At 52.0% G+C, this 24,474-nt stretch carries 26 protein-coding genes; 16 read left to right on the top strand and 10 right to left on the bottom strand.

The window, feature by feature from the left end; all coding sequences use genetic code 11:
* Window positions 1–65: 65 nt before the first annotated feature.
* Window positions 66–866 carry a M48 family metallopeptidase gene (locus tag AB1N33_RS03505; RefSeq protein ID WP_411270153.1) on the top strand — a complete coding sequence of 267 codons (801 nt, stop codon included), beginning with the start codon at window positions 66–68 and terminating at the stop codon, window positions 864–866.
* Window positions 867–935: 69 nt separating this feature from the next.
* On the opposite strand, the gene AB1N33_RS03500 is transcribed toward AB1N33_RS03505, so the two are convergent.
* On the bottom strand, window positions 936–1,781 hold the full coding sequence (locus AB1N33_RS03500; protein WP_411270152.1) for a mechanosensitive ion channel family protein: 846 nt from the start codon (window positions 1,779–1,781) through the stop codon (window positions 936–938).
* Window positions 1,782–2,341: 560 nt separating this feature from the next.
* Between AB1N33_RS03500 and AB1N33_RS03495 the strand changes: the two genes are divergently transcribed.
* From AB1N33_RS03495 to ruvX, 5 genes are all read left to right on the top strand, one after another.
* Window positions 2,342–2,527: a hypothetical protein gene (locus AB1N33_RS03495; protein ID WP_411270151.1), complete on the top strand. Its 186-nt coding sequence runs from the start codon at window positions 2,342–2,344 to the stop codon at window positions 2,525–2,527.
* 78 nt (window positions 2,528–2,605) lie between these two features.
* Window positions 2,606–3,334 (top strand): 16S rRNA (uracil(1498)-N(3))-methyltransferase, encoded by a 729-nt coding sequence (locus tag AB1N33_RS03490; protein ID WP_411270150.1) that lies wholly within the window; start codon window positions 2,606–2,608, stop codon window positions 3,332–3,334.
* 139 nt (window positions 3,335–3,473) lie between these two features.
* Window positions 3,474–4,451: a glutathione synthase gene (gshB, locus tag AB1N33_RS03485; RefSeq protein WP_411270149.1), complete on the top strand. Its 978-nt coding sequence runs from the start codon at window positions 3,474–3,476 to the stop codon at window positions 4,449–4,451.
* 17 nt (window positions 4,452–4,468) lie between these two features.
* The gene (locus AB1N33_RS03480; RefSeq protein ID WP_411270148.1) at window positions 4,469–5,035 is read left to right on the top strand and encodes a YqgE/AlgH family protein; all 567 of its coding nucleotides are present in this window, start codon (window positions 4,469–4,471) and stop codon (window positions 5,033–5,035) included.
* On the top strand, window positions 5,028–5,459 hold the full coding sequence (gene ruvX / locus AB1N33_RS03475) for a Holliday junction resolvase RuvX (RefSeq protein ID WP_411270147.1): 432 nt from the start codon (window positions 5,028–5,030) through the stop codon (window positions 5,457–5,459). Before AB1N33_RS03480 ends, ruvX begins: the two co-directional genes overlap by 8 nt.
* A 3-nt stretch (window positions 5,460–5,462) precedes the next feature.
* Here the strand turns inward: ruvX and AB1N33_RS03470 are convergent, their stop codons facing one another.
* Genes AB1N33_RS03470 through AB1N33_RS03460 form a run of 3 tightly spaced genes read right to left on the bottom strand, consistent with a single transcriptional unit; the run spans window position 5,463 to window position 7,965 of the window.
* Complete coding sequence (locus AB1N33_RS03470; protein ID WP_411270146.1) at window positions 5,463–5,789, bottom strand: putative signal transducing protein; 327 nt, start codon at window positions 5,787–5,789, stop codon at window positions 5,463–5,465.
* A gap of 8 nt (window positions 5,790–5,797) precedes the next feature.
* A complete protein-coding gene (locus AB1N33_RS03465; RefSeq protein WP_411270145.1) occupies window positions 5,798–6,910 on the bottom strand; it encodes a PilT/PilU family type 4a pilus ATPase in 1,113 nt (370 codons plus the stop codon).
* Between the two features lie 11 nt (window positions 6,911–6,921).
* Window positions 6,922–7,965 carry a type IV pilus twitching motility protein PilT gene (locus tag AB1N33_RS03460; protein WP_411270144.1) on the bottom strand — a complete coding sequence of 348 codons (1,044 nt, stop codon included), beginning with the start codon at window positions 7,963–7,965 and terminating at the stop codon, window positions 6,922–6,924.
* 28 nt (window positions 7,966–7,993) lie between these two features.
* Here AB1N33_RS03460 and AB1N33_RS03455 point away from each other — a divergent pair, with 28 nt between their 5' ends.
* Genes AB1N33_RS03455 through AB1N33_RS03440 form a run of 4 tightly spaced genes read left to right on the top strand, consistent with a single transcriptional unit; the run spans window position 7,994 to window position 10,565 of the window.
* Window positions 7,994–8,686: a YggS family pyridoxal phosphate-dependent enzyme gene (locus AB1N33_RS03455; protein ID WP_411270143.1), complete on the top strand. Its 693-nt coding sequence runs from the start codon at window positions 7,994–7,996 to the stop codon at window positions 8,684–8,686.
* A 41-nt stretch (window positions 8,687–8,727) separates the two neighbouring features.
* Window positions 8,728–9,549, top strand: a complete 822-nt coding sequence (gene proC / locus AB1N33_RS03450; protein WP_411270142.1) for a pyrroline-5-carboxylate reductase — start codon at window positions 8,728–8,730, stop codon at window positions 9,547–9,549.
* Window positions 9,550–9,570: 21 nt separating this feature from the next.
* Window positions 9,571–10,110, top strand: a complete 540-nt coding sequence (locus AB1N33_RS03445) for a YggT family protein (protein WP_411270141.1) — start codon at window positions 9,571–9,573, stop codon at window positions 10,108–10,110.
* Window positions 10,111–10,127: 17 nt separating this feature from the next.
* A complete protein-coding gene (locus AB1N33_RS03440; RefSeq protein ID WP_411270140.1) occupies window positions 10,128–10,565 on the top strand; it encodes a DUF4426 domain-containing protein in 438 nt (145 codons plus the stop codon).
* 72 nt (window positions 10,566–10,637) lie between these two features.
* Here the strand turns inward: AB1N33_RS03440 and AB1N33_RS03435 are convergent, their stop codons facing one another.
* The gene (locus AB1N33_RS03435; protein WP_411270139.1) at window positions 10,638–11,351 is read right to left on the bottom strand and encodes a PEP-CTERM sorting domain-containing protein; all 714 of its coding nucleotides are present in this window, start codon (window positions 11,349–11,351) and stop codon (window positions 10,638–10,640) included.
* A gap of 383 nt (window positions 11,352–11,734) precedes the next feature.
* Between AB1N33_RS03435 and AB1N33_RS03430 the strand changes: the two genes are divergently transcribed.
* The gene (locus AB1N33_RS03430) at window positions 11,735–12,964 is read left to right on the top strand and encodes a GGDEF domain-containing protein (protein ID WP_411270138.1); all 1,230 of its coding nucleotides are present in this window, start codon (window positions 11,735–11,737) and stop codon (window positions 12,962–12,964) included.
* 93 nt (window positions 12,965–13,057) lie between these two features.
* On the top strand, window positions 13,058–15,085 hold the full coding sequence (locus AB1N33_RS03425) for an oxidoreductase (protein ID WP_411270137.1): 2,028 nt from the start codon (window positions 13,058–13,060) through the stop codon (window positions 15,083–15,085).
* A 4-nt stretch (window positions 15,086–15,089) separates the two neighbouring features.
* Here the strand turns inward: AB1N33_RS03425 and AB1N33_RS03420 are convergent, their stop codons facing one another.
* Window positions 15,090–15,425: a VOC family protein gene (locus tag AB1N33_RS03420; RefSeq protein ID WP_411270136.1), complete on the bottom strand. Its 336-nt coding sequence runs from the start codon at window positions 15,423–15,425 to the stop codon at window positions 15,090–15,092.
* A 247-nt stretch (window positions 15,426–15,672) separates the two neighbouring features.
* Between AB1N33_RS03420 and AB1N33_RS03415 the strand changes: the two genes are divergently transcribed.
* Window positions 15,673–17,304 (top strand): methyl-accepting chemotaxis protein, encoded by a 1,632-nt coding sequence (locus AB1N33_RS03415; protein ID WP_411270135.1) that lies wholly within the window; start codon window positions 15,673–15,675, stop codon window positions 17,302–17,304.
* Window positions 17,305–17,339: 35 nt separating this feature from the next.
* Here AB1N33_RS03415 and yaaA read toward each other — a convergent pair whose 3' ends face one another.
* On the bottom strand, window positions 17,340–18,116 hold the full coding sequence (gene yaaA / locus AB1N33_RS03410; RefSeq protein ID WP_411270134.1) for a peroxide stress protein YaaA: 777 nt from the start codon (window positions 18,114–18,116) through the stop codon (window positions 17,340–17,342).
* Between the two features lie 305 nt (window positions 18,117–18,421).
* Here yaaA and tal point away from each other — a divergent pair, with 305 nt between their 5' ends.
* The 3 genes from tal to AB1N33_RS03395 all read left to right on the top strand — a co-directional run bounded on the left by tal (window position 18,422) and on the right by AB1N33_RS03395 (window position 21,480).
* Window positions 18,422–19,381, top strand: coding sequence for a transaldolase (gene tal / locus AB1N33_RS03405; RefSeq protein ID WP_411270133.1), 960 nt, complete (start codon window positions 18,422–18,424; stop codon window positions 19,379–19,381).
* Window positions 19,382–19,426: 45 nt separating this feature from the next.
* The gene (pgi, locus tag AB1N33_RS03400) at window positions 19,427–21,076 is read left to right on the top strand and encodes a glucose-6-phosphate isomerase (RefSeq protein ID WP_411270132.1); all 1,650 of its coding nucleotides are present in this window, start codon (window positions 19,427–19,429) and stop codon (window positions 21,074–21,076) included.
* Between the two features lie 227 nt (window positions 21,077–21,303).
* Entirely contained in the window at window positions 21,304–21,480 is a 177-nt protein-coding gene (locus AB1N33_RS03395) for a DUF3545 family protein (RefSeq protein WP_411270131.1), read from the top strand.
* A 79-nt stretch (window positions 21,481–21,559) separates the two neighbouring features.
* On the opposite strand, the gene ung is transcribed toward AB1N33_RS03395, so the two are convergent.
* The 3 genes from ung to thrB are packed head-to-tail and all read right to left on the bottom strand — an operon-like array spanning window position 21,560 to window position 24,469.
* Window positions 21,560–22,219 (bottom strand): uracil-DNA glycosylase, encoded by a 660-nt coding sequence (ung, locus tag AB1N33_RS03390; protein WP_411270130.1) that lies wholly within the window; start codon window positions 22,217–22,219, stop codon window positions 21,560–21,562.
* Window positions 22,212–23,501, bottom strand: coding sequence for a threonine synthase (thrC, locus tag AB1N33_RS03385; protein ID WP_411270129.1), 1,290 nt, complete (start codon window positions 23,499–23,501; stop codon window positions 22,212–22,214). The genes ung and thrC overlap by 8 nt, the downstream gene beginning before the upstream one ends.
* Window positions 23,502–23,521: 20 nt before the next feature.
* On the bottom strand, window positions 23,522–24,469 hold the full coding sequence (gene thrB, locus AB1N33_RS03380; RefSeq protein ID WP_411270128.1) for a homoserine kinase: 948 nt from the start codon (window positions 24,467–24,469) through the stop codon (window positions 23,522–23,524).
* Between the last annotated feature and the right edge of the window lie 5 nt (window positions 24,470–24,474).

Genomic DNA, 24,474 nt, shown 5'->3' with positions numbered 1-24,474 from the left:
GTCGCCGGCGTTGTTGAACAGGGTTTGCGTTATTACGGCATTTCATCATCAATCAGGAAGACACTATGACATCATTGCTTAAACACGCGCTGACCGCCGCACTTTCACTGACACTGGTAGCCTGTGCCACTTCACCGACCGGACGAAATCAGGTGCTGCTGTTCTCAGAGGCGCAACTGTCAGAGATGGGCGCCCAGGCGTTCACCAGCATGAAAGAAGAACTGAAAGTTTCTGATAGGAAAGTACAGAACGATTATGTCCAGTGCGTCGCCGCTGCCATTGTCAAACATGTCCCACAATCTGTCTTCGGCGGCCAGTGGGAAGTGGTGGTATTTGACGATGAACAGGTCAATGCGTTTGCCCTGCCCGGCGGTAAAATCGGTGTCTACACAGGTCTGCTGAATGTTGCCAAAAATCAGCATCAGCTGGCGGCGGTGATTGGACACGAAGTCGGGCACGTGATTGCTGAACATGGCAATGAGAGAATGTCTCAGTCAACACTGATCAATATGGGTACGCAGGCGGTAGGTCAGATTCTTGCCGCCAATGAAGTTGGACAAAGCGGCACCATTATGGCGGCCATCGGCCTGGGTGTGCAGGTCGGGGTTCAGTTACCCTTCAGTCGCACCCATGAATCAGAGGCGGATCTGATTGGACTGAAGCTGATGGCCCAGTCAGGCTTTGACCCGCGCCAGTCAGTCGATTTATGGAAAAACATGGAAGCCGCCAGCAATGGGCAGCGCCCGGTAGAGTTGCTGTCGACTCACCCCTCACCGCAGACTCGCATTCAGGACTTGTCGGCAAACATGTCAGAGGCGATGAAAACCTATAGCGCCACCAAACAGCGTCCAAACTGCCAGCAATAAGACCGACCTTACTGACTGGCCGGACACAAAAAAGCCCGCATTGATGCGGGCTTTTTTTTGCGGCCGATATCAGCCGTTTTGTTCCTGTTTATGCACATGCACATCCATCTGCGGATAAGGAATCGTGATGTTTTCCTCATCGAAGCGCAGTTTAACCGCTTCGGTGAAGTCCAGCTTTAAGGCCAGAAAATCTGAGGTTTTCACCCACGGCCTGACCGTAAAGTTAACACTGCTGTCACCCAGTTCAGCCACACCAACCAGTGGCGCAGGATCGTCAAGCACGCGCTCATCCTTCTCGCACAACTCCATCAGGATAGCTTTTGCTTTGCGGATATCATCGTCATACGAAATACCAAAGACCATGTCGCAGCGGCGAGTTTCGCGGGCTGACCAGTTAGTGATGTTGTCACTGTAGATTTTGCCGTTTGGAATAATGATTTCTTTGTTATCCACCGAGGTAAAGGTAGACGTAAAGATACCGATGTTTCTGACCGTTCCGGCGGTACCCGCGGCTTCTACATAGTCACCCGCTTTAAATGGTTTAAACACCAGCAGCATGACGCCAGCAGCAAAGTTTTTCAGTGAATCCTGCAGCGACAGACCGATGGCAAGACCGGCAGCACCAAGAATGGCAACCAACGAGGTGGTATCGACGCCTAACTGGTCCAGCGAGGCGACAATCACGAACAGCATCAGGATAGCGCCAATGATTGATTCGAGGAAATCTATCAGCATCTGATCGTACTTCGAGCGCCCCATGACTTTGGTAAATATCGACAACAGGACACGAACGACTATTCTACCGATAACAAAAATCAGTATCGCCGTCGCAATATTAATGCCCCATGGAATACCGTAATCGTTGATATAGCGTTCGATGTCGCTGGTGCTGAGTAAAGAGAGTTGTTCTTCCATTATGCAATTCCTAATCGCTGTTCGCAGGTTTAAGACACAGTTAAAAGTATCAGGCTTTCCGGATACACCCAAGTTTTTACTGGTACAACAGCAGGATAGAGTCACATGAGTCAGTCCCCACGCTACCGGACCACCATCGCGAGGTCATCTCGCTTTCAGTCCGTTCCATCTCTTTTGTTACCCGACACGCTTCATCCGAAAGCCAGTAATTTTTGTCACAGTGTCATGGAATTGTCACCCTTTTTAGTTAGCATTTTACTGTCCTGAACAGATGATTATTTTTTTACTGTTTAACGTATTGAAAAGCGTAAATAAATAGCATTCATGCTGTCCTGGGCACAGGTTTTAACTGGCGAAACGTTCAGTTTCAACTAGTATTAATGGTCTCCCGACGCGGTAATACAGACATGCTGATTCACTGCTCACCAGCCATGTGTTCACCGGCACATTACTGCGTGGCGTGGACAGGTTCTGTCCGGGCAGGTTGCATTGACGCAACGACGAACACCAAGGGAAGTAAAAGACTTTAACGTAGTCTGCGATTTTTAAAGGAATAGAAAATGTTATTCATCACAGTGCTTTTTGTTATCGTACTTCTGTTACTGGCCTATTCATTATCAGGCGACAAGGGACAGAATACCGTACACGCAAGACGCCAGACTCAGGGGACGGTTGCATCTCCCCATGTCCAAAACAAACCAGCAAAAACGGCCAGCAGTCTTCTTCAGGCCAATCAGCAGTTTTAAATTTTGAGCGCGGGTGTTTGCACCCGCTGCCTTTCACCCGTTATCATCAGCATCATGTTTGTTATATGAGCCGTATTGATGCGAATCCCTCGTATATTCCATCCCGCAAATATTCCACTGGATACGCCCTTTTTACTCAGTGATGATGCCGCTCACCATGTGGCCACGGTACTGCGTCTGAAGGCCGGTCATCCGATCGTCCTGTTTAATGGGGATGGTAATGAATACAGCGGGTCGATCAGCGACGTTGCCCGTCGTCAGGTGACGGTAGAGGCTGACGCCTGCCTGTCACTGCAGAAAGAATCGCCACTGCCGTTACATCTCGGGCAAGGCGTGTCAAAGGGTGACCGCATGGACACCGTACTGCAAAAGAGTGTCGAATTAGGCGTCACAGAAATCACCCCGCTGCTGACAGAACGTTGTGCCGTAAAACTGGACGAAAAACGCTGGGAGAAAAAGCGCCAGCAATGGCAAAAAATTATCATTGGTGCCTGCGAGCAGTCGGGCCGAAACCGCCTGCCAATCCTGCATGCACCGATAGCCCTGAATCAGTGGCTGGCCGAGTCTACGTTGTCTACACGACTGGTTCTGGCGCCCGGCGCCCAGCAGTCACTGTCATCACAGCGTTACAATACTCACGGTTACCGCCTGCTTATCGGGCCTGAAGGCGGGCTTTCTGATGCTGAAATACATCAGGCCGCAGAGGCCGGTTTTAACAGCGTAGGACTGGGTCCACGCATTCTCAGAACAGAAACAGCCGCCATAAGCGCCATCAGCATTTTGCAGGCCGTACACGGCGATTTATAACACTACGAAGAACAACCTGGTGGCCGGCGTTTTTCTGACACCATTGAAAATGACCGGCAAACCACCACATTATTGCTATACGCGGGGCGGTTTTCAGTACGCTCCTTATCACCAGTCACTTTATTGAGAGAACCTGAACATGCACTACTCACTCGGCGTGGTAATGGATCCGATTGCGGCCATCAAGCCCCATAAAGACACCAGCTTTGCAATGATGCTTGAAGCGCAGCGCCGGGGCGCGGAATTGTTGTATTTTGAATTAGGCGATCTCTATATCGACAATGGTAAGGCCATGGGGGTCGCGCGTCCTGTGTCAGTTACCGACACCGACAAAGACTTTTATTCGCTGGGTGAAGCCCGGCATGTTGAACTGGGCAGTGTCGATGTGCTGCTGATGCGCAAAGACCCGCCATTTGACAGTCAGTTTCTTTACGCAACCCACATTCTGTCACTTGCAAAAGATGATGGCGCGCTGGTGGTTAACCACCCCAGAGCCTTGCGTGACTTTAATGAGAAGCTGTTTACGTCGTACTTCCCGGAGCATATCCCTGACACGCTGGTTACCAGCAAGGCCTCGCTGGTACGTGAATTCCACGCCCGGCATAAAAATGTCATCTGTAAGCCGCTTGACGGCATGGGCGGGGCCTCTATTTTTCATGTCAGAGAAGACGGCGCCAACCTGGGCGTAATTATTGAAACACTGACCGATCACGGGAAGCGATTCATGATGGTACAGCGGTACCTGCCTGAGATTAAGGACGGTGATAAGCGCGTTCTGATCGTCGACGGCGAGGTCGTGCCCTACTGTCTTGCACGTTTACCGTCAAAAGGTGAGTCGCGGGGTAATCTGGCGGCAGGGGGTACCGGCCGTCCGCAACCAGCCAGTGACAGTGATATCGCGCTGGCACAGGCTATCGCGCCCATGCTGAAGGCGCACGACATTCTGTTTGTTGGTCTGGATGTGATTGGCGATAAAATCACAGAGATAAACATTACCAGCCCAACCTGCGTAAGAGAGATTGAGGCGCAGTATGACATTAACATCATGGCCATACTGTTCGACGCCATAGAGCGTCGGCTGGCAACACGTTCAGCATCGCCAGCCGGCCCACAGTAAATTACACTGAGGACGTTATGACCGAGGTAAAAAGCCTGCAAAATCATTTTCTCATTGCGATGCCGTCGCTCGATGATCCGTACTTTTCACGTTCGCTCACCTATATTTGCGAACACAATGCCGATGGTGCCATGGGACTGGTTGTCAACCAGCCTTCCACCATGAATCTGAAGCAACTGCTTGAACAAACCGATAAGTCGCTGGACGTCAGCGATGAACATGGAGAGCAAATTATTCTTGCCGGCGGACCGGTCAACCAGGATCGCGGTTTTGTGTTGCATACCGGCAACGATAAATGGGCTTCCAGTCTGACACTGGCACCGAACATTCAGGTCACCACATCCCGTGACATCCTGACCGCCATTGGCAAACAGGAAGGGCCCGAGGACGCGTTGATCGCACTCGGATATGCTGGCTGGACAGCGGGTCAGCTCGAACAGGAAATGCAGGACAACGCCTGGCTCACCATTGAAGCCGACGAGGACATCCTGTTTCGCACACCCATTCATAAAAAATGGCAGGCGGCCGTGAACAAGCTGGGTGTTGACGTGTGGCAACTGGCACCGGGAAGTGGACATGCCTGAGGCCGGCCATCGCCGGGTCCTGGCGTTTGATTTCGGGACCAAGAGTATTGGTATTGCGGTGGGTCAGGAAATTACCGGAACCGCCTCGCCGCTAGCGGCAATCAAAGCACGCGATGGTATTCCTGACTGGGACGAACTGGCCAGGGTATTTGAGGAATGGCAGCCTGATTTGGTTGTTGTTGGCCTGCCGTTAAACATGGACGGCACAGAGCAGGAGATGACACTCCGCGCCAGAAAGTTTGCCAACAGGCTTCATAATCGCTATCGCGTCCGGGTAGAAACCAGCGACGAGCGGCTAAGTACTGCCGATGCAAAAGCGATGCTGTTTGAACTGGGCGGGTATAAAAAACTGACGAAAGATAAGGTAGACAGTGTGTCTGCCTGCGTCATTTTTTCGAGCTGGATAGAGAGTCAGTACCAGTAACGGTCAGTGTTCGGCATGCGGTGCAACAGTACCGCACTGCCAGCAGGCCTCAAACGCAGCGCCGTTAACTTCGTTACAATGACAACACACCCAGTCATCACGATTCTGGCTACTGAGTTGCTGCTGCCAGCACGACAACAATGTGGTGGCGCGTTGCCACCATGATTCATCGACCAGCCAGACTTCTCGTTGCACATCCTGCCACGGCAATTCACCCACTGCCCCACCGGCAAATTCATTCTTCACAAGATAGGGGATCCCTGCCTCATCCAGCTCGGAGCGCAGGGACTGCAGTAAGAACGGATCATCTGCCGCGTACAGCTTTTTCATCGTGCCCGTTAGTCATCCATATCAATCGACACATTCGACAGCGTACCCAGATCACTGCCATCGTTTTTATCCAGCTTAACCATAAGCCGCAGGTCGTTGGGCGAATCGGCATGATGCAGAGCCTGATCAAGATCAATCCGGCCTTCTTTATAGAGGTCATAGAGCGCCATATCGAAGCTCTGCATACCCATTTCTTTGCCTTTTTTCATGGCCTCTTTCAGACCGCCTACTTCATTACGGCGGATCAGATCAGCCACCAGCGGCGAATTGAGCAAGATTTCAATTGCTGCAACCCGGCCACGGCCATCAACAGTGGGTACCAGTTGTTGGGCCACAATGGCCCGAATATTCATGCTGAGGTCAAAGCGGAGTTTGTCGTGCTGGTCTTTCGGCGCCAGGTGCATGATACGTTCAATGGCCTGGTTGGCGTTATTGGCGTGCAGGGTCGCAACGCACAGATGACCGGTGTCAGCGAAGGACATCGCGTACTCCATTGTCTCCATTGACCGGATCTCACCAATCAGGATAACGTCCGGTGCCTGACGTAATGAACTTTTCAGCGCATCGTCAAAAGACTGCGTATCAATACCCACTTCGCGCTGTGTCACAACGCAGTTCTGATGCTCATGCACAAATTCAATCGGGTCTTCAATTGTCAGAATGTGACCGTGAGAATGCTGATTGCGGTGACCAATCAGGGCCGCCAGCGAGGTAGATTTACCGGTACCGGTTCCGCCCACAAACAGCACCAGGCCGCGCTTGGACATAATGATGTCCTTGAGTACCGGCGGCAGGCCAAGTTCATCGGCCCGGGGAATTTGCGTGACAATCCGGCGAATGACCATGCCAGCCTGATCCCGCTGCCAGAACGCCGAGCAACGAAAGCGCCCGATACCGTCACGGGCAATCGCGAAGTTACATTCACGGGTCTCATGAAACTGGTGCATCTGGTCATTGTTCATCGCCTCGTGGACCAGACTCAGAGCGCCCTCGTCGTTCAGCCTTTCATCTGTCAGCGGCGTCAGCGTGCCATTGATCTTGGCGCTGACAGGAAAGCCTGCGGTAACAAAGAGGTCAGACGCGGACCGCTCTACCATCATTTGTAAAAAGTTATCCAGCATCGCGATGCTCCTTACATGCTATTCATGGCCTGCTTATCGAGTGATTTCGCCGCTGCATCTTCGCGGGTGATGACGCCCTGTGCCACCAGTCGCTGCAGGCACTGGTCCATGGTCTGCATTCCGTGAGCCTGACCGGTCTGGATGACCGAGTACATTTGCGGGACCTTGTCCTCACGAATCAGGTTACGAATTGCCGGAATACCGACCATAATTTCGTGGGCAGCAATCCGTCCGCCCCCCACTTTCTTGAGCAGGGTCTGGGAGATAACCGCGCGCAGTGACTCTGACAGCATTGAGCGCACCATGGCTTTTTCTTCCGCAGGGAACACATCAATAATACGGTCAATGGTTTTCGGTGCAGAGTTGGTGTGCAGGGTGCCAAATACCAGGTGACCGGTTTCCGCCGCCGAAATGGCCAGACGAATGGTTTCCAGGTCACGCAGCTCACCCACCAGGATCACATCGGGATCTTCACGCAGTGCAGAGCGCAGCGCGTTGTTGAAACTGTGCGTATCCCGGTGCACTTCACGCTGGTTAATCAGGCTCATCTTATTTTCGTGCACGAATTCGATCGGGTCTTCGATAGTCAGGATATGCTCACGCTTATGACTGTTGATATGGTCAATCATGGCCGCCAGCGTGGTACTTTTACCCGAGCCGGTTGCGCCGGTAACCAGCACAATTCCGGTTGGCTGCTTAATGATTTCTTTGAAAATGGTCGGAGCCCCCAGGTCATCCAGCGTCAGGATCTCGCTGGGGATAGTACGCAACACTGCGGCCGCACCACGGTTCTGGACAAAGGCATTCACACGGAATCGGGATAAATCTTTCACTTCAAAGGAAAAATCGGTTTCGAGGTTTTCCTCGTACTCTTTCCTTTGATTGTCGTTCATAATTTCATAAATCAGCGCATGAACCTGTTTATGGTCCAGAGGCGGAACGTTGAGTTTCCGCATATCACCATCCACCCGGATAATCGGGGGCAGTCCTGCTGATAAATGAAGGTCTGACGCCTTGTTTTTTACACTGAAAGCCAATAGTTCAGTAATATCCACAACCTGTTCTCCTAAACCAAGGTGAGTAATGCAAACAATAGCAGAAAGACTGACATCCGCCCACGCGCGAATCGACCAGGCCATTGTTGATGCCCATCGTCCACCAAATTCGGTGCAATTGCTAGCGGTGAGCAAGACCAAACCCGTATCCGATATTCGCCTTGCGTATGACGCGGGACACCGTTTATTTGGTGAAAATTACATTCAGGAAGGCGTTGAAAAGATTAAAGAACTCAGCGATCTGACGGACATCACCTGGCACATGATAGGACCCATACAGTCCAACAAAACCCGGCTGGTTGCCGAACACTTCGACTGGGTACAAAGCATAGACCGGGAAAAAATTGCCCGCCGCCTGAATGAACAGCGCCCTGACTCACTGCCACCACTTAACGTCTGTATTCAGGTGAACATCGACGATGAAAACAGTAAGTCGGGTGTCAGTCCTGACGAGCTTGACGCACTGGTATCGGCGGTGTCTGAAATGAAAAACCTCACATTACGCGGTCTGATGGCCATCCCTAAGGCTGATCCCACACCGCAGGAACAGACCGAATCGCTGTCTGCACTGGCGTCATTATTTGCGCGATACCATACAAAGCTGAGCAATTTTGATACCCTGTCCGTAGGTATGAGTGCAGACCTTGAACAGGCCATCCGCCATGGTTCCACCATGGTACGGGTGGGAACGGCCATTTTTGGCCAGCGCAACAAGCCCTAGGCACAGGTCAGCATTGTTTTTAGCAATATAGAAGGATACCCATGCAACAGAAAAAATTGGCATTCATTGGCGCCGGTAACATGAGCCGGAGCATCATCAGCGGACTCATTCATTCGGGCTATAACAAGGACCATATCCTTGCGAGCAACCCGTCAACGCCAAAGCTGGACGGCCTCGCCGCCGAGTTTGGTATTCAAACGACACAGTCCAACGACGAAGCCTGCCAGTTTGCTGATGCTATTGTCCTGGCGGTGAAACCCCAGATTATGGGTGACATGTGCAAGTCATTACGGGAAAACAATGACTTGTCGGGTAAACTGTTTTTAAGTATCGCCGCCGGTCTGCCTGTGTCCCGTCTACAGGAGATGCTCGGGGGCGACTACCCGGTAGTACGTATTATGCCAAACACCCCAAGCTTACTGGGCAAAGGCATGACAGGTCTGTACGCCGACAGCACCGTGTCTGATAACAATCGCCAGTATGTGGACGACGTTATGAACAGCGTCGGCGAGACGGTCTGGGTGGACAACGAGGACGATATTAACGGTGTGATTGCCGCTGCCGGCAGCAGCCCGGCGTATTTCTTCCTGTTCCTGCAGGCTATGCAGGAAGAAGCGATGAATATGGGCTTTGACAAGCAGCAGGCCAGACTGATGGTTCAGCAGGCAATGCTGGGCGCGGCCGAAATGGTCATTCATAATCAGGACCTGGAACTGAGTGAATTACGCGCACAGGTCACATCGAAAGGCGGAACGACAGCGGCTGCGGTGAATACACTGATTGATGAAGGTTTGTCTGATATTGTGTCTAAAGCCATGCGTGCTGCGGTGGCGCGGGCTGAAGAAATGGCCAAACAACTCTGATTATTACAGGACAATGCAGTAATGAACGCAACGTACTTCCTGGTTAGCACCCTTTTTGACCTCTATCTGATGGTGGTTATCTTACGGTTGTGGCTGCAAATGGTCAGAGCAGATTTTTATAATCCGCTCAGCCAGTTTATTGTCAAAGCCACCCATCCTCTGGTGGGCCCCATGCGGCGGGTGATCCCATCGGCGGGCCGTCTCGATACCGCAACCCTGCTGCTTGCATTGATTGTCGCGGGACTCAAACTCGTTACACTGTCGTTGCTGTTTGGCGGGGCGATCAACCCGGTTGCCGTCCTTATCCTGTCAGTGGTCAGTGTGATTAAAGAAACCCTGTCACTGATGTTCTGGGTACTGCTGCTACGCGCAATCATGAGCTGGATCTCGCAGGGACAATCTCCCATTGAGTACGCGCTGTATCAGTTAACCGAACCCTTTCTGTCGCCAATCAGACGCGTTATTCCTCCGATTGGCGGGCTGGATCTGTCGGTTCTGATTGCCATTATTGCGCTGCAGTTTCTGCAACTGCTGATTCAGGACACATTTGGGCTGTACTGACTTCGCCGGAGGACACGATGCTTATGAAACAAGGTCTGCTGCCATTGCTGTTTGCACTGGTGCTACTGCCGGCAGGCAGTGCCATGGCAGAACAAAAGAAAACCCTGGGAGACTGGGATGTGCATTACATTGTGCTCAATACCCCCTTTCTGACCCCGGACGTAGCCAAAAGTTACGGTATTGTGCGCAGTAAGTTTAATGCCCTGGTCAATATCTCGGTACTTGATAAAGACACCGGCAAAGCACAGCGTGCGGCGTTATCCGGCAGTGCCACCAACCTGATTGGTACCAAGCGTGACCTGTCATTTAAGAAGGTGGAAGAAGGCGACGCTATTTATTATCTTGCCGTGTTGCCGTTTCGCGATGCCGAGACCTACCGCTTTAATGTCGACATTCAGCAGGGCGAAAAGCGTCAGACGCTGACGTTTTCCCAAAAGATGTATGTGGATGAGTAATACATCACAGGCAATAAAGATACAAAAAGCCCCGTTCAGGGGCTTTTTTGTATCGGTTAGGTGCGGTAATTTTTACGCGGCTTTCTTACGACGGTTATACGCGAACATACCAGCAGCAAGCATCAACAGAGGCAAGGTCGTCGGTGCACTGGCCTCTCTCACGATGCTGGTGTCCTCAAACTGAATTTCACTGACAAAGATCCATGCAGACAAACCGGTAAGTTGCAGGGTCAACGTATCCGTCTCTATCGCAGCAAAATCCAGCACGTATTTATTCGGGCCGGCATTCGCAATATTACCCAGACCAAAGGTCTGCGACAGCTCCGTCACAGAAACCGTCGCTGGCGCCGCCACGCCACCGAAGCCGTAAGCCCCGGCGGTCACGCCGGTCAAACGGTTAAATTCAGAGTCATCAGCATAAATAGTAATGCGATCAATGCGCGTATTCGGGTCAAACGAAAACGTGATGGTGGGTGCAGTATACAGCCAGCCGACATATTGACCGTTAATGTCGGTGCCAACAGTACCACACACTCCGGTGCTCTCTGTGTTACACCACAAATCGTTCGCAATAACACCGTCAGTCAGCTTACCCACACCGCCGGACAAAAACGCGCCAGCAGATGATGCATTCCCGCTACCGGTATAATCATCATCAAAGTAACTGTAACTGCCCTCATTACCATTGGGCATGCTATAAGCGTTAACAGAAATAAGTGCGGCGTGTGCAACGTGTGACAGTGAGGCTAAAAGACTAAAAAGAACAGCGAGTTTGAGGTGCTTCATAATACGACCCTGATACTTCGGTTTACGACATTACATGAAAGCGGCACGATACCGGCGTCAATCATGCAGCCCCTGCGCCAGACTCTGTTTAACGGTGCAGGAACGTTTGATATGACTACAAGCAAAAATCCAACCAATATATAAAAGCTTAAATATCAGTGCATTAAATACCCCTCCATTAAATGGTGTAAAATTTTTTGACAGTTTTTCCTTCTGCGCTATCAGCGATTACTATAAGCAGTGGATGTTATTATCTGACATTCAGCAGCTATCACTTTCGCAAGAAATTAATAGACAACCCGCCGATCATTTTCTAAATGATGGAGAACGTCTCCGACAAAAACGCCAGACGTAACGATAAGTTCGGATGACAACGCAGGGGCATGCCCTTATTGTATTTACAGGTTTATCGTGTTGGTAGTCTGATGGATCCCCACGCATCAAGTATTCAATTGGTCATCGTGATTTCCGTGCTGACCGCATTTTGTGCGTTTGCATGGCTACTGCTGGCAAGCCCCCTGAATATCTACAAAACGGCCAGCCGCCAGTTTGCAGTGAGTAATATGCTGATGGCGACGGGCTTTTTTCTGACCATATTTCGTGATGCCTCAACGTCTGTCACCGCCTGGCTGCTCAACGATTTGGTCCTGGTCGCTGCCTTTGTCTATTACAAAAAGGCGGTGTATACCCTGTTTCGTCTGCCTGCGTCAGGCAATTTTGACGTGGCGGTTGTATTTTCTGCGCTCACGTTAATTGGCTGGTCGCTCGCCTTCACGCCATCTGTCTCAACGCTGTCTGCCATTAACGCCATATTTTGCATGCTGGCGCTCGTTCTGACGGTCAATGCCAATGTCAGAGGGTTGCGTGATGCACTGGGATTAACCCGGGCCCTGACTCTGAGTATGCCGGCTATCGCCATCAGCGTTGTGCTGTTTATCAAAGCCTTTTCGTTAATGTTGGCACCGGATTTTGCGTCCACCTTTTTTATCCGCCCACAGGTCGACAGCCCTGACATGCTATGGGGGTATTTTATTGCTCTGCTGTTCGCCAATGCAGCGGCGTTTGGCTCTGCGCTGATGAGGCTGATCATCAAAATCCGGCAACTGGCAGACCATGACCAGCTCACCGGCCTGTTGAACCGGCGTGCCATTCAACGGGAGTTCAGTCAGTCTGCCAGCCTGCACGAGCGCGCAGGCACCCCTTTTAGTCTGCTGCTGATTGATATTGATTTTTTCAAGCAAATCAATGACGAGCAGGGTCATGAAGCGGGCGATGAAGCCATCAGGCATGTTGCGTCGCTGCTTCAGTCGACGTTTCGGCATACTGACCGTGTGTGTCGCTACGGTGGAGAGGAGTTTCTGGTTCTGCTCAACAGCTGCACGCTGGAAGAAGCTATCCGTGCAGCCGAGAAACTGCGCAGTGAAATCATGACCCGTACCTTTGTCTGGAACGGATCGCCACTGCCCCTTCGTATCAGCGCAGGCTGTGCCAGTACATCACAGGCTGTGCCCACAAAGTCACTGCTGAACATTGCTGACAAGCAGCTCTATCTGGCCAAAAACAACGGCAGAAACTGCGTCATGCCTGCACTGAGCGACATCTCAACCGATTGATGCGGCACCACAACGGCTAACAGATCAGACCAGGACTTGCCACCCGGGACGTTTGCGCCTACTCTGCCTAAAACGCAATTCAGGAGTCCTTTGATGTCTGCACAGTCAGCCTACCCGCATTTATTGTCCCCTCTCGATTTGGGCTTTACCACGCTCAGGAACCGTGTACTGATGGGTTCAATGCACGTAGGGCTTGAAGAAGAGAAAAACGGCATAGAGAAACTCGCTGCATTTTATGCAGCACGCGCCAAAGGGGGAGTCGGACTGATCGTCACGGGCGGGATCAGCCCGAATATTGCCGGCTGGGTAGCACCGTTCGCAGGCCGAATGAGCAGCGCGCGCCATGCCAGAAAACATAAAAAAATTACTGACGCCGTACATGCGGCCGGAGGAAAAATATGTATGCAGATCCTGCACTCCGGTCGCTATGGCTATCACCCGTTTGCCGTATCCGCCTCGGCGGTCAAATCTCCCATAACGCCGTTTAAACCCCGCGCCTTATCATCGCGTGGCGTACGTCGCACGATAAAAGATTTCACCCGGTGCGCTAAGTACGCACAACAGGCCGGTTATGATGGCGTCGAGATCATGGGATCTGAAGGCTATCTGATTAACCAGTTTTTCTGTCCTCGCACCAATCATCGCGACGACGAATGGGGTGGCAGTCTGGAGAACCGGGCGCGACTCGCCGTCGAAATTGTGCGTCAGACCCGGGAAGCCGTGGGTGAGCACTTTATTATCATTTATCGTCTGTCGATGCTGGATTTGGTCGAGGGAGGCGCCAACTGGGATGAAGTGGTCTATCTGGCCAAAGCCATCGAGCAAGCCGGCGCGACGCTCATTAATACAGGTATTGGCTGGCACGAGGCACGGGTACCGACAATCAACACATCGGTGCCGCGCGCCGCATTTACGTGGGTAACCGAGCGGCTGAAAAAAGAAGTGTCACTGCCGCTGATCACCACTAACCGTATCAACATGCCTGATGTGGCAGAAAAAGTCCTGTCCGACGGACAGGCTGACATGGTCTCCATGGCGCGTCCGTTTCTGGCTGATCCGGACTTTGTCATCAAGGCGGAAAACAACCGGGCCGATCTCATCAACACCTGCATAGCCTGCAACCAGGCGTGCCTGGATCATGCTTTTGAGCAAAAGCGTGCGAGTTGTCTGGTGAATCCTCAGGCCTGTTACGAAACCGAGCTTAACTTTCCGGAAGCCGCACACAAAAAAGTGATTGCGGTGATTGGCGCGGGACCCGCCGGGCTTGCCTGCGCCACCTATGCGGCATCGCGCGGTCATACTGTTCACTTATTCGAACGTGACGCAGAGATTGGCGGTCAGTTTAATTATGCCAAGCAAATACCGGGCAAAGAGGAGTTTTACGAAACCCTGCGCTACTACGCAACACAACTAAAAGAAACCGGCGTTCACCTCCACCTGAATACCCGTGCCGGCAAAGATGAACTTCGCAGCATAAACGCCGATGAGGTTGTGCTGGCAACCGGTATTGTGCCGCGCTCTCTGTCTGTTCCGGGCATCGATCACCCCAGTGTGTTGAGTTACCTCGACGTACTGCGTGACCATAAGCCTGTTGGTAAGCGCGTGGCAATTATCGGCGCCGGCGGTATCGGCTTTGACGTCGCAGAATATCTGGTAGAGAACGAGCACCTCACGCTGGAGCGCGATAAATGGCTTGCCCACTGGGGCATAGATAAGACCTACCAGCGCCCTGGAGCACTTAGCGAGCCCGCTCCGGCTGAGCCCGCCCGTGACGTCTACCTGCTGCAGCGAAAAACCAGCAAACCCGGTAAATACCTGGGTAAAACCACCGGCTGGATCCACCGTCTTTCATTACGCCACTATCACGTGAACATGATTGGCGGGGTAAGCTATGAGCGAATTGATGATGACGGACTGCACATCCGTGTTAATGACCAGCCTAAAACGCTGGCCGTCGACAATATTATTGTGTGCGCGGGACAGGAGCCGAATGCCGGGCTTCGTGACGAGCTTATTGCTGACGGATTTCAGGTACACGTGATTGGCGGGGCTGATGTCGCCGCTGAACTGGACGCCAAACGGGCCATTCGTCAGGGCGCTGAACTGGCAGCGACACTCTGACTACTCAGAACTGATCAAACATGATGACGTTGCCGTCCGGGTCTTTGAGGACACAGTGACCCGGACCGCTATCCCCCTCCACGTCTTTGTCTAACGCCACGCCCGCCTGTTTAAGATGATGCGCGATAACACGCACATCGGAGGGATTAAATGTCAGGATATTGTCTTTAAACATGCCCTCAAACAGGCCAATAATGCACTGCCCGTTCTGCATGATGAGCCACTTATCCTCAACCGAGCCACATCCCTCGTGGGCGTTGAATCCGAGTACTTCATAAAATGCTTTTGACCGGGTGATGTCTTTTACCGCAAGACTGACCGAAAACGTGCCAAGTTCCATGAGCGTATCCAAAACCAAATGACAATCAGTAAATGTAGCAGTTATCGCAAAAGCGGATCGTAACTTGCCGAAATAATAATTTTATTTAGCGGCAGATGGTGAAGAACCCATGGAATTTGCTAGCATGAAGGGGTAGTGATCGCGGTATGCTCGCTTTTTCTGCATTATGGCAGTTTCACGGAAAAATCTGCTTATCTCACAGGGAGTTCGTCCGATATAAAAAATAAATGTTTTTTCTGAGGTCACAATGGTTGCACTGTTACGACGCTTTTCACTCGGTCTTCGCTCTACACTGGCGTTTGGCCTGATTGGTTTTATCGTACTTGGACTGGGTATCTACGCGTTAGTTGAAATTAACGGGATAAACAGCCAGTTAAAGTATGTCACTACGCAGCGCATTGACAGCATGCAACTGGTTAATGATCTCGACCGTGAGTTTTTGCGCATACGCGTCCACACATCAAACATTGATGCTACTGCAGGACGCGGGAATTATGATGAATTTCTCGAAAAGCTTGACGATGCAAAGACCAGCCTGCTCAGTAGCTCCAAAAAGCTCGAGTCACTGGTACAAAGCCCTGAAGCAAAAACCCTTTTTGGTAACTATAAAAAGTTAGAAGACGATTATTTCAAGCTCAATGCCCGCTACCTTGGCTATCTGAAAGATGCTAATTATCTGCAGGCCAGTGTGACCCGTAAAACCGAGCAGCTGCCGCTGACCAATAAAATCTCCGACGCACTGGATGAGTTACTCGTCTATCAAAAAGCCATGATTCGTAAAGCAGATCAGGAATCTGATGCCGTTTCCAGCACAGCAACCACTGCCATTATCATCGCGATTGTGCTCACTCTGACACTGGTGGCTGCATTGTCGGTACTGTTTACCAAAAGTATTGTCGGCCCGATTCAGGGCGCGGTGTCCATTGCACAACAAATAAGCCAGAAAAACCTGACTAATCAGTTTGATACCGAAGGTAATGACGAGATCTCCACGCTTATTCATCAGTTACAGCTGACACAGGAGAGCTTACGCGCTGCGATTGGAGAAATTGCACAATCCTCAGACCAGCTGGCATCTACCTCAGAAGAACTCAATTCAGTGACAGATCAAGCCTCGCGCATGATTGAAGACCAAAGCGGTCAGGTTGAGGAAGCGTCATCGGCCATTGCACAGCTTACCAACGCTATTGAAGCCGTTGCCGGCGACGCCCATAAAACATCAGACTTATCTGACTTTGCCGATGAAAAAGCCCGCCACGGCAGTGAACAGGTCAGCAAATCGCTGTCTGTGATTGAAGTGCTGTCGGCTGATATGGAAACCTCGTCCGGCAAGGTGACCGAGCTGGCGAAAAAGGTCAATGACATTACCAAAGTGCTACAGGTTATTCGTGAGATTGCCGAGCAAACCAATTTGCTGGCGCTGAATGCGGCCATTGAGGCGGCACGAGCCGGCGAATCCGGCCGCGGGTTCTCAGTGGTTGCTGATGAAGTGCGCGCGCTTGCGCAGCGTACGCAGGAATCCACCGTCGAAATTGAGGACCTGGTAGATGTGATTAACCGCTCGTCGTCTGAGTCGGTAACAACGATGGAAAAAAGCACCAAACAGGCGCTTGAGACTCTGGATATTGCGCGGGCTGCCCGTAAATCACTGGAAGAGATTGCGTCTGCTGTTGAGGAAATCAAAAGCCGCAACGCGACTATTGCCAGTGCCGCCGAACAACAGGCCGTGGCATCTAAGTCTGTGGATGACAATCTGGGCAAGGTACGTCAGTTGTCAGATTCAACGGCAGCCGGTGCTCAGCAAACCAGTGCTTCTGCAGATGAGCTGGCCAAGATGGCGATTCGCCTAAAAGATCTGACCAACCAGTTCAGGGTCTGATTAACTAAAAAGCCCCGTGCTGGCGGGGCTTTTTATTATGCGGGTTCTTTTCTCAGAAACACCAGTTCGGTTGATGAACTGTCCGCCTCCGAGAACCCGTATCCATCTACATCAAACTGTTTCAGACCGTCTACCTCAGTCACTTTATTTTCTATGATGTAACGCGCCATCAGACCCCGCGCCTTTTTTGCAAAGAAACTGATGACTTTGTATTTGCCGTTTTTGTAATCCTTAAACACCGGGGTAATTACCATGCCATCCAGCGCAGATTTTTTCACTGACCTGAAATACTCATTTGACGCCAGGTTGACCAGCACGTTATCGCCCTGCGCTTTCAGCGCCTCGTTCAGTTTCTCAGTGATCGTTGTATCCCAGAATGCATAAAGATCCTTGCCCCGGACATTTTCCAGCCGGGTTCCCATTTCAAGCCGGTAGGCCTGCATCAAATCCAGCGGTCGCAACAGGCCATATAGCCCTGACAGAATACGCAGGTGTGACTGTGCATATTCCATATCCTCTTCGCTCAGACTGTAAGCATCCAGGCCGCCGTAAACGTCACCATTAAATGCATAAACCGCCTGACGCGCATTTTCCGGCGTAAACGGGGTAGCAAATTCAGCAAAGCGGTTGGCATTCAGGGTGGCCAGTTTGTCGCTGATCCCCATCAGTGACGACAACTCTGCCGGCGACAGTTGCTGACAACGGTCTACCAAAACTTGCGCGTTATCCAGCAGGTCTGGCTGGGTGGAAGACGCTACCGGTACCGGCGACGAATAATCCAGGTTTTTCGCGGGGGAAAGTACTACCAACATGGCGGGCTCCTTAATTCCTGTGACAGCGTATCCTGCCGTTTTCACTTTCTGCGTTGCAGTATACCATTGCCCCTCCCGGACAAGGAGCATGTTAGCACCGGATATTCTGATACGGCTGAACGAGTAATCCGATTACCACCCATTACGCTACAATTTTTACGGCGGGTCTGTTATAACTAGCGCTACAAAAAATCAGACTGATCCAGTCAGCAGACAATACCCTACACACAACACAGAATGAATGCGTTGCCGGCGGTTTTTCCGGCAACCGCCGCATGTTTAACTGTTAAGGTTCAATAAATACTATGAGTAATCAGCTAGCTTCGCTTCGCGAGATGACGACCGTTGTCGCAGACACCGGTGACATCGAGGCCATTAAAAAATACCAGCCGGTCGACGCCACGACCAATCCGTCTTTATTGTTAAAGGCCGCTGGCCTGCCTCAGTATGCCAGCCTGATTGATGATGCCGTGGCCTGGGCAAAGCTGCAGTCTAACGACAGCGCAACACAACTGACTGACGCGGCAGACAAGCTTGCTGTGGCGATTGGTAAAGAAATCTCTGCAATTATTCCGGGCCGCGTATCAACCGAAGTGGATGCCCGTCTGTCTTTCGACACGGATGCCACTATTGAGAAAGCGCGCCGTCTGGTACAGCTGTATCGGGATGAAGGTGTTGATAAGTCACGCATTCTGATAAAAATTGCGTCGACCTGGGAAGGAATTAAAGCCGCAGAAGTGCTGGAACAGGAAGGCATTAACTGTAACCTCACACTGTTGTTCAGCTTTGCTCAGGCTCGTGCCTGTGCAGAAGCGGGGGTGTTTCTGATTTCACCCTTTGTCGGCCGTATCCTTGACTGGTACAAGCAAAACACGGGCACCACAGAGTACGCGCCGCTGGACGATCCGGGCGTGCAGTCGGTTACCCGCATTTACAACTACTACAAAGACCATGGTTACCAAACCGTGGTGATGGGTGCAAGCTTCCGTAATATTGGCGAAATCCAGGCGCTGGCAGGCTGCGATCGCCTCACCATCAGCCCGCAGTTGCTGGAAGAGCTGGCAGGTAATAATGACCCTCTCAGCGTAGTACTTAAAGACAATGGCGCTACGCAAACGCCGGGTGATGCGCTGACAGAATCAGCATTTCGCTGGGAAATGAACGAAGACGCGATGGCCACGGAAAAACTCGCCGAGGGGATCCGCAACTTTGCCGCCGACCAGGAAAAGCTGGAAGCCATGCTGAAGGAAAAACTGGGTCAGTAATTGTCACGGGGAGGCTACTCCCCGCACACCAGGAGAATATACATCATGAGCGGACGTCAAAGCCTGCCGGAATGGAACCAACTGACGCAACTGGCACAATCTCTCCGTCAGGCGCACATGCGCGACTGGTTTGCCACCGATCCGCAGCGCGCTGAACGACTGCAGGCAAGTGCCTGTGGGTTGTTTCTGGATTATTCAAAGAACCGGGTGACTGATGACACTATGAGCGCACTCTTCGCGCTCGCAACAGCGTGCGGACTGGAAGAAAAACGCGCTGCCATGTTCGATGGCGAGATCATTAACACCACCGAACAACGCGCCGTTCTGCATACCGCATTAAGAAATCGCAGTGGTACTCCGGTAGTGGTTGACGGTGAGGATGTCATGCCTGCGGTCAGGGAAACGCTGGATAAGATGCGCAATTTCACCAACCGGATCCTTGATGGTGAACATAAAGGATATACCGGTAAACCTATTCGACAGGTTGTCAGCATCGGCATCGGTGGGTCATTTCTTGGCCCCAAAATCATGACCGAAGCACTCAAGCCTTACCAGCAGGACACGGTAAAAGTGCATTTTGTTGCCAACGTTGACGGCTGCCATATTCATGACGTGTTGTGTGGGCTGGACCATGAAGAAACCCTCATTATCATGTCATCAAAGTCCTTCTCCACGCAGGAAACACTGCAGAACACGCTATCGGCGAAGGCGTGGTTTTTAAACCAGGGGGGCTCGCAGCAGGATATTGCAAAACACTTTGTTGCGGTCTCCTCTAATGTCAAAGCAGCGACCGGGTTTGGTATCGCCGAAGACAATATCTTCCCGATGTGGGACTGGGTCGGCGGGCGCTATTCGTTGTGGTCGGCCATCGGGCTGCCCATCGCCATTGCTCTGGGTTTTGAGCATTTTGACGCGCTGCTGGAAGGCGCGTTCAGTATGGACGAGCATTTCCGTAATGCTCCGCTTGAACGCAATTTGCCGGTTATTCTGGCTATGCTGGGTATCTGGTACCGTAATTTCTTTGATGCACAGTCCCATGTACTGCTGCCCTATTATCATTATTTACGGGGCCTGCCGGCCTACATCCAGCAACTCGACATGGAAAGTAACGGCAAACAAATTACCCAGGCCGGTGAGCAGGTTGATGTGAATACTGGTCCGGTTATCTGGGGTAGCGAAGGCACCAACGGCCAGCACAGTTTCCATCAGCTGATTCACCAGGGCACCACCCTGATACCGGCCGATTTTCTTCTGCCGTTAAACGTTCCGAATCAGGATGACACCCATCACGCCATGCTGGCATCTAACTGCTTTGGCCAGACTCAGGCGCTGATGCAGGGCAAAACCTTTGAGGAATGCCTGGCAGATTTGGCCGACAGTGGCCTGGATGACGCTGAGCGCACGCGCCTGGCGCATCACAAAACCATGCCGGGTAACAAACCCAGCAACACCATTTTGTTCGATAAACTGGATCCCCGCACACTTGGCTCGCTCGTTGCTATGTATGAGCATAAGGTTTTCGTTCAGGGTGTGATCTGGGATCTCAACTCGTTCGACCAATGGGGCGTAGAGCTAGGAAAAGTACTGGGAAATCAAGTACTTGATGGGATACGAGGCACGGTGACACAGGCCAGCTTCGACACATCAACGCAACAACTGATAGACCGCTTCCGCGCCGCTAACGCACCAAAATAGCGCTTTGCACCAGTCCGACCAACCGGTTTGGTGCAATCCGGCTGGTCGGGCATCCTATGCTCCCGGATCACCTGTCGATTACCCGCCATTTGTCATCACAATGTCACAAACTGTTAATAAAAAGTAAATTTTTATATTTTATTTTCAGTTCGGCTGTGATAAAAAAATGGTCAGAGGAAGTTTTGTACGCTCTGTACGTTGTAAGTGGTAATAATAAGGAGATCCTCGTGGATAAGTCAGATCTGTTTGCCATGTTAGATATCGAAGCTAGCCCTGCAAAAACAAAAAGTAAAAAGCGGAAGTGGAGAGAGATAGAAGCGCTGCAAGATCGATTTAAACTGGAAAAAGAACTCGCTGAACTGGATTGTGGGTTCGAGTACGAGCTGGAAACACTTGAAAGATAACGAAAAGGCCGCCTGATTCATCAGGCGGCCTTTTTACTTTTCTGTGTGTACCAACGCCGGTTGTTCAGGCAGCCGTCTGTTACACCTGCCAGTTGATTGGGGTTTTGCCCCTGCGCTCCAGGCAGGCATTAGCCTGACTGAAATGCCGGCAACCAAGAAACCCGCGATGCGCTGACAATGGTGACGGGTGCGGTGCCGTCAGTACGTCATGGCGCTGTCGGTCAACTGATTTGCCCTTTTTCTGTGCGTGGCTTCCCCACAGCAAAAAAACGACGCCGTCGGTATGCGTGTTAACAGCATTAATGACCGCGTCGGTAAACGTTTCCCATCCCCAGTTAGCGTGACTGTGCGCTTTACCGCCCTCCACGGTCAGTACGGTATTTAACAGCAGTACGCCCTGTTCAGCCCACGACTGAAGATTCCCATGTTCAGGCACGGTAAAACCGGCAATGTCTGTTGCCAGTTCCTTATAAATATTCTTTAACGATGGCGGGATAGCCACGCCGGGTGGTACTGAGAAGCACAGGCCGTGAGCCTGCCCCGGCCCGTGATACGGGTCCTGCCCCAGTATTACGACTTTCACCGTCTCAAGCGGGGTTAGCTTTAGTGCATTGAACACCGCATCCGGCGGCGGATAAACCGCCACTCCGGATTGCCTGGCCTGAGTCACCCGCACCATCAGGTCATTAAAATAGGGCTTGGTTTTCTCCTCGCCCAGGGTCTCATGCCAGTCAGGCATCGCGCAGGGTCGTCAGCATAAATTGCTTGAGGGCGTCATAGTCTGCCGGTAGCGTCTCAGCCAGACTTTCTTTCCCTGATACCGCCTGCAATTCTGGCGGTAGACTGATTGGCTGACCAAGGATATTTTCCACCGTCTCACGAAATTTGGCGGGGTGTGCGGTACCCAGAAACAACCCGGTTTCACCGTCGCTCAGATCGTGATTCAGCGCACGGTAGGCAATCGCCGCATGTGGCTCACTGGTGTAACCCTGTTGCGCCAGTTGTCGTACTGCAAGATGCGTATAGTCTTCATCAACGGCTTCACCACGCAGACAGGCCTTGTCGATGTACCCTTTTTCAATCAGGGCTTCAATGCGTGGCCAGTTGTTTGGCTGACTGACATCCATCGCATTCGACATGGTGGCCTTGGTGGGTTTTGGGGCCCATTCCCCGGTTTTCAGATAACGTGGCACGGTATCATTAATGTTGGTCGCGGCAATAAAGCGCTTTACTGGCAGCCCCATAGCCTTGGCGATCATGCCCGCCGTCAGGTTACCGAAGTTACCACTGGGTACCGACACCACAATCTCGTTGCGCTGCCCGGCAGGTAACTGACTGACGGCTTCAAAGTAGTAGCAGACCTGCGCCAGCAGACGGCTGATATTTATCGAGTTTGCCGAGTTCAGATGCAGGCCATCGCGCACGTCAGGATCATCAAACGCGGTTTTTACCAGTTGCTGACACGCATCAAAATCCGACTCTACCGCTACGGTGTGAATATTCCCGCCCAGCGTGGTAAACAGCTTTTCCTGCAGCGCACTGATTTTTCCTTTGGGAAACAAAATGACCACATTGATATTGTCCAGGCCATGGAATGCGTGAGCGACCGCTGCACCGGTATCGCCTGACGTAGCGGTAAGAATCGTAATGGGTGCCCCGCCGGAAATCCTCGACAGCGTTTGCGCCATAAAACGGCCACCAAAATCTTTAAAGGCCAGTGTCGGGCCATGAAACAGCTCAAGGCAATAGATGTTATCGCTCACCTTCGCAAGCGGCGCCTCAAAGGTAAACGCACTGCTGACAATTTCTTCAAGCTGACCATTTTCAAGTTCATCTCCCAGCAGCGCACGCAAAATACGCACGCTGCGCTCGGCAAACGGCAACGCTAGCAGTTCGTCCACGTTGCTCAGTGTCGGGATCTCAGTAGGGAAATACAGGCCCTGGTGTCTGCCAAGTCCCCGTTTAACGGCCTCTGCGAACGTCGCAGTATCTGTTGGATCTTTTAGGTTAACCAGTTCCACTTCTACACTTACCTTTTAACTTATTCCGGGCGAAGAACAGCCCCCTCTGCCGGAATGCGGCAGATATGGGTAAAGCCATCCTGATTCTGAATATAGTGACTTGTCATAGTGCGGGCAACTGCCCGGGCACTGTCGTCGTCAGTGCAAATCGCAAAGACGGTCGGGCCTGAGCCGGAAATACCGAAGGCGGTCGCGCCGTCCTTCATACATTGCTCACGCACATTATCAAATTCCGGCAAAAGGGATTTTCGCCAGGGCTCAGCAATGACATCATTGACCATGGCGGTAGCCAGGTCGGTTTGCCCGCTGTGAAGTGCATGTACAAATACCGCCAGCTGGCGCCCAAACGTCAGCGTATCTGCCATCGCATAGGACGCAGGCAGAATGTTGCGGGCCTCTGCGGTCGAGACACTGATCCCGGAGTAACACACGACCACACGCCACTCCTCAATGACCGGTAACGACACCGAGATGCGCGCTTCGCCGGTCATCAGGGTAATGCCGCCAAGAAAACACGGCGCCACATTGTCATAGTGAATACTGCCGCTGATTTGCCCTTCAAGCTCGCCCATCATCAGTAAGAGCGCGCGGTCATCAAACGGTGAATCAAAATGCTGGTTCAGGGCATGAAACGCTGCGACGATGGAGCTGGCACTGGAGCCCAGACCGCTGCCGATCGGCAGATTCTTTGACAGGGTCATGGCAACCGGACTGCCCGTCCGACCTGACTTTTCCAGGTGCGACATAAAGTGCGCATAGCAGCGCGTGACAATATTGTTGTTTTCACCTGCCGGTAATTTGTGAGCAAAACGCCCTGTCACATCAAGTGAATAGTCCGGCGCGTCGGTCACACTGACCTCATCCCCCAGCAGTGAGCCATCCACCGGCGCCAGGGCGGCGCCCAGAACATCAAAGCCTAACCCCACATTACCGACAGAGGCCGGTGCATAGGCGCGTGTTGTTTTCATTACTG

The organism is Alteromonas nitratireducens (assembly GCF_040812025.1).
Lineage (GTDB): Bacteria > Pseudomonadota > Gammaproteobacteria > Enterobacterales > Alteromonadaceae > Alteromonas > Alteromonas nitratireducens.
Note: the sequence above shows the minus strand (reverse complement) of the source record. Positions and strands in the feature narration are given on the sequence as shown.

Coding starts and splice junctions, on each gene's coding strand:
- AB1N33_RS03505 (WP_411270153.1), top strand. CDS start 66: ATGACATCATTGCTTAAACACGCGCTGACCGCCGCACTTTCACTGACA.
- AB1N33_RS03500 (WP_411270152.1), bottom strand. CDS start 1,781: ATGGAAGAACAACTCTCTTTACTCAGCACCAGCGACATCGAACGCTAT.
- AB1N33_RS03495 (WP_411270151.1), top strand. CDS start 2,342: ATGTTATTCATCACAGTGCTTTTTGTTATCGTACTTCTGTTACTGGCC.
- AB1N33_RS03490 (WP_411270150.1), top strand. CDS start 2,606: ATGCGAATCCCTCGTATATTCCATCCCGCAAATATTCCACTGGATACG.
- gshB (WP_411270149.1), top strand. CDS start 3,474: ATGCACTACTCACTCGGCGTGGTAATGGATCCGATTGCGGCCATCAAG.
- AB1N33_RS03480 (WP_411270148.1), top strand. CDS start 4,469: ATGACCGAGGTAAAAAGCCTGCAAAATCATTTTCTCATTGCGATGCCG.
- ruvX (WP_411270147.1), top strand. CDS start 5,028: ATGCCTGAGGCCGGCCATCGCCGGGTCCTGGCGTTTGATTTCGGGACC.
- AB1N33_RS03470 (WP_411270146.1), bottom strand. CDS start 5,789: ATGAAAAAGCTGTACGCGGCAGATGATCCGTTCTTACTGCAGTCCCTG.
- AB1N33_RS03465 (WP_411270145.1), bottom strand. CDS start 6,910: ATGCTGGATAACTTTTTACAAATGATGGTAGAGCGGTCCGCGTCTGAC.
- AB1N33_RS03455 (WP_411270143.1), top strand. CDS start 7,994: ATGCAAACAATAGCAGAAAGACTGACATCCGCCCACGCGCGAATCGAC.
- proC (WP_411270142.1), top strand. CDS start 8,728: ATGCAACAGAAAAAATTGGCATTCATTGGCGCCGGTAACATGAGCCGG.
- AB1N33_RS03445 (WP_411270141.1), top strand. CDS start 9,571: ATGAACGCAACGTACTTCCTGGTTAGCACCCTTTTTGACCTCTATCTG.
- AB1N33_RS03440 (WP_411270140.1), top strand. CDS start 10,128: ATGCTTATGAAACAAGGTCTGCTGCCATTGCTGTTTGCACTGGTGCTA.
- AB1N33_RS03435 (WP_411270139.1), bottom strand. CDS start 11,351: ATGAAGCACCTCAAACTCGCTGTTCTTTTTAGTCTTTTAGCCTCACTG.
- AB1N33_RS03430 (WP_411270138.1), top strand. CDS start 11,735: ATGCCCTTATTGTATTTACAGGTTTATCGTGTTGGTAGTCTGATGGAT.
- AB1N33_RS03425 (WP_411270137.1), top strand. CDS start 13,058: ATGTCTGCACAGTCAGCCTACCCGCATTTATTGTCCCCTCTCGATTTG.
- AB1N33_RS03420 (WP_411270136.1), bottom strand. CDS start 15,425: ATGGAACTTGGCACGTTTTCGGTCAGTCTTGCGGTAAAAGACATCACC.
- AB1N33_RS03415 (WP_411270135.1), top strand. CDS start 15,673: ATGGTTGCACTGTTACGACGCTTTTCACTCGGTCTTCGCTCTACACTG.
- yaaA (WP_411270134.1), bottom strand. CDS start 18,116: ATGTTGGTAGTACTTTCCCCCGCGAAAAACCTGGATTATTCGTCGCCG.
- tal (WP_411270133.1), top strand. CDS start 18,422: ATGAGTAATCAGCTAGCTTCGCTTCGCGAGATGACGACCGTTGTCGCA.
- pgi (WP_411270132.1), top strand. CDS start 19,427: ATGAGCGGACGTCAAAGCCTGCCGGAATGGAACCAACTGACGCAACTG.
- ung (WP_411270130.1), bottom strand. CDS start 22,219: ATGCCTGACTGGCATGAGACCCTGGGCGAGGAGAAAACCAAGCCCTAT.
- thrB (WP_411270128.1), bottom strand. CDS start 24,469: ATGAAAACAACACGCGCCTATGCACCGGCCTCTGTCGGTAATGTGGGG.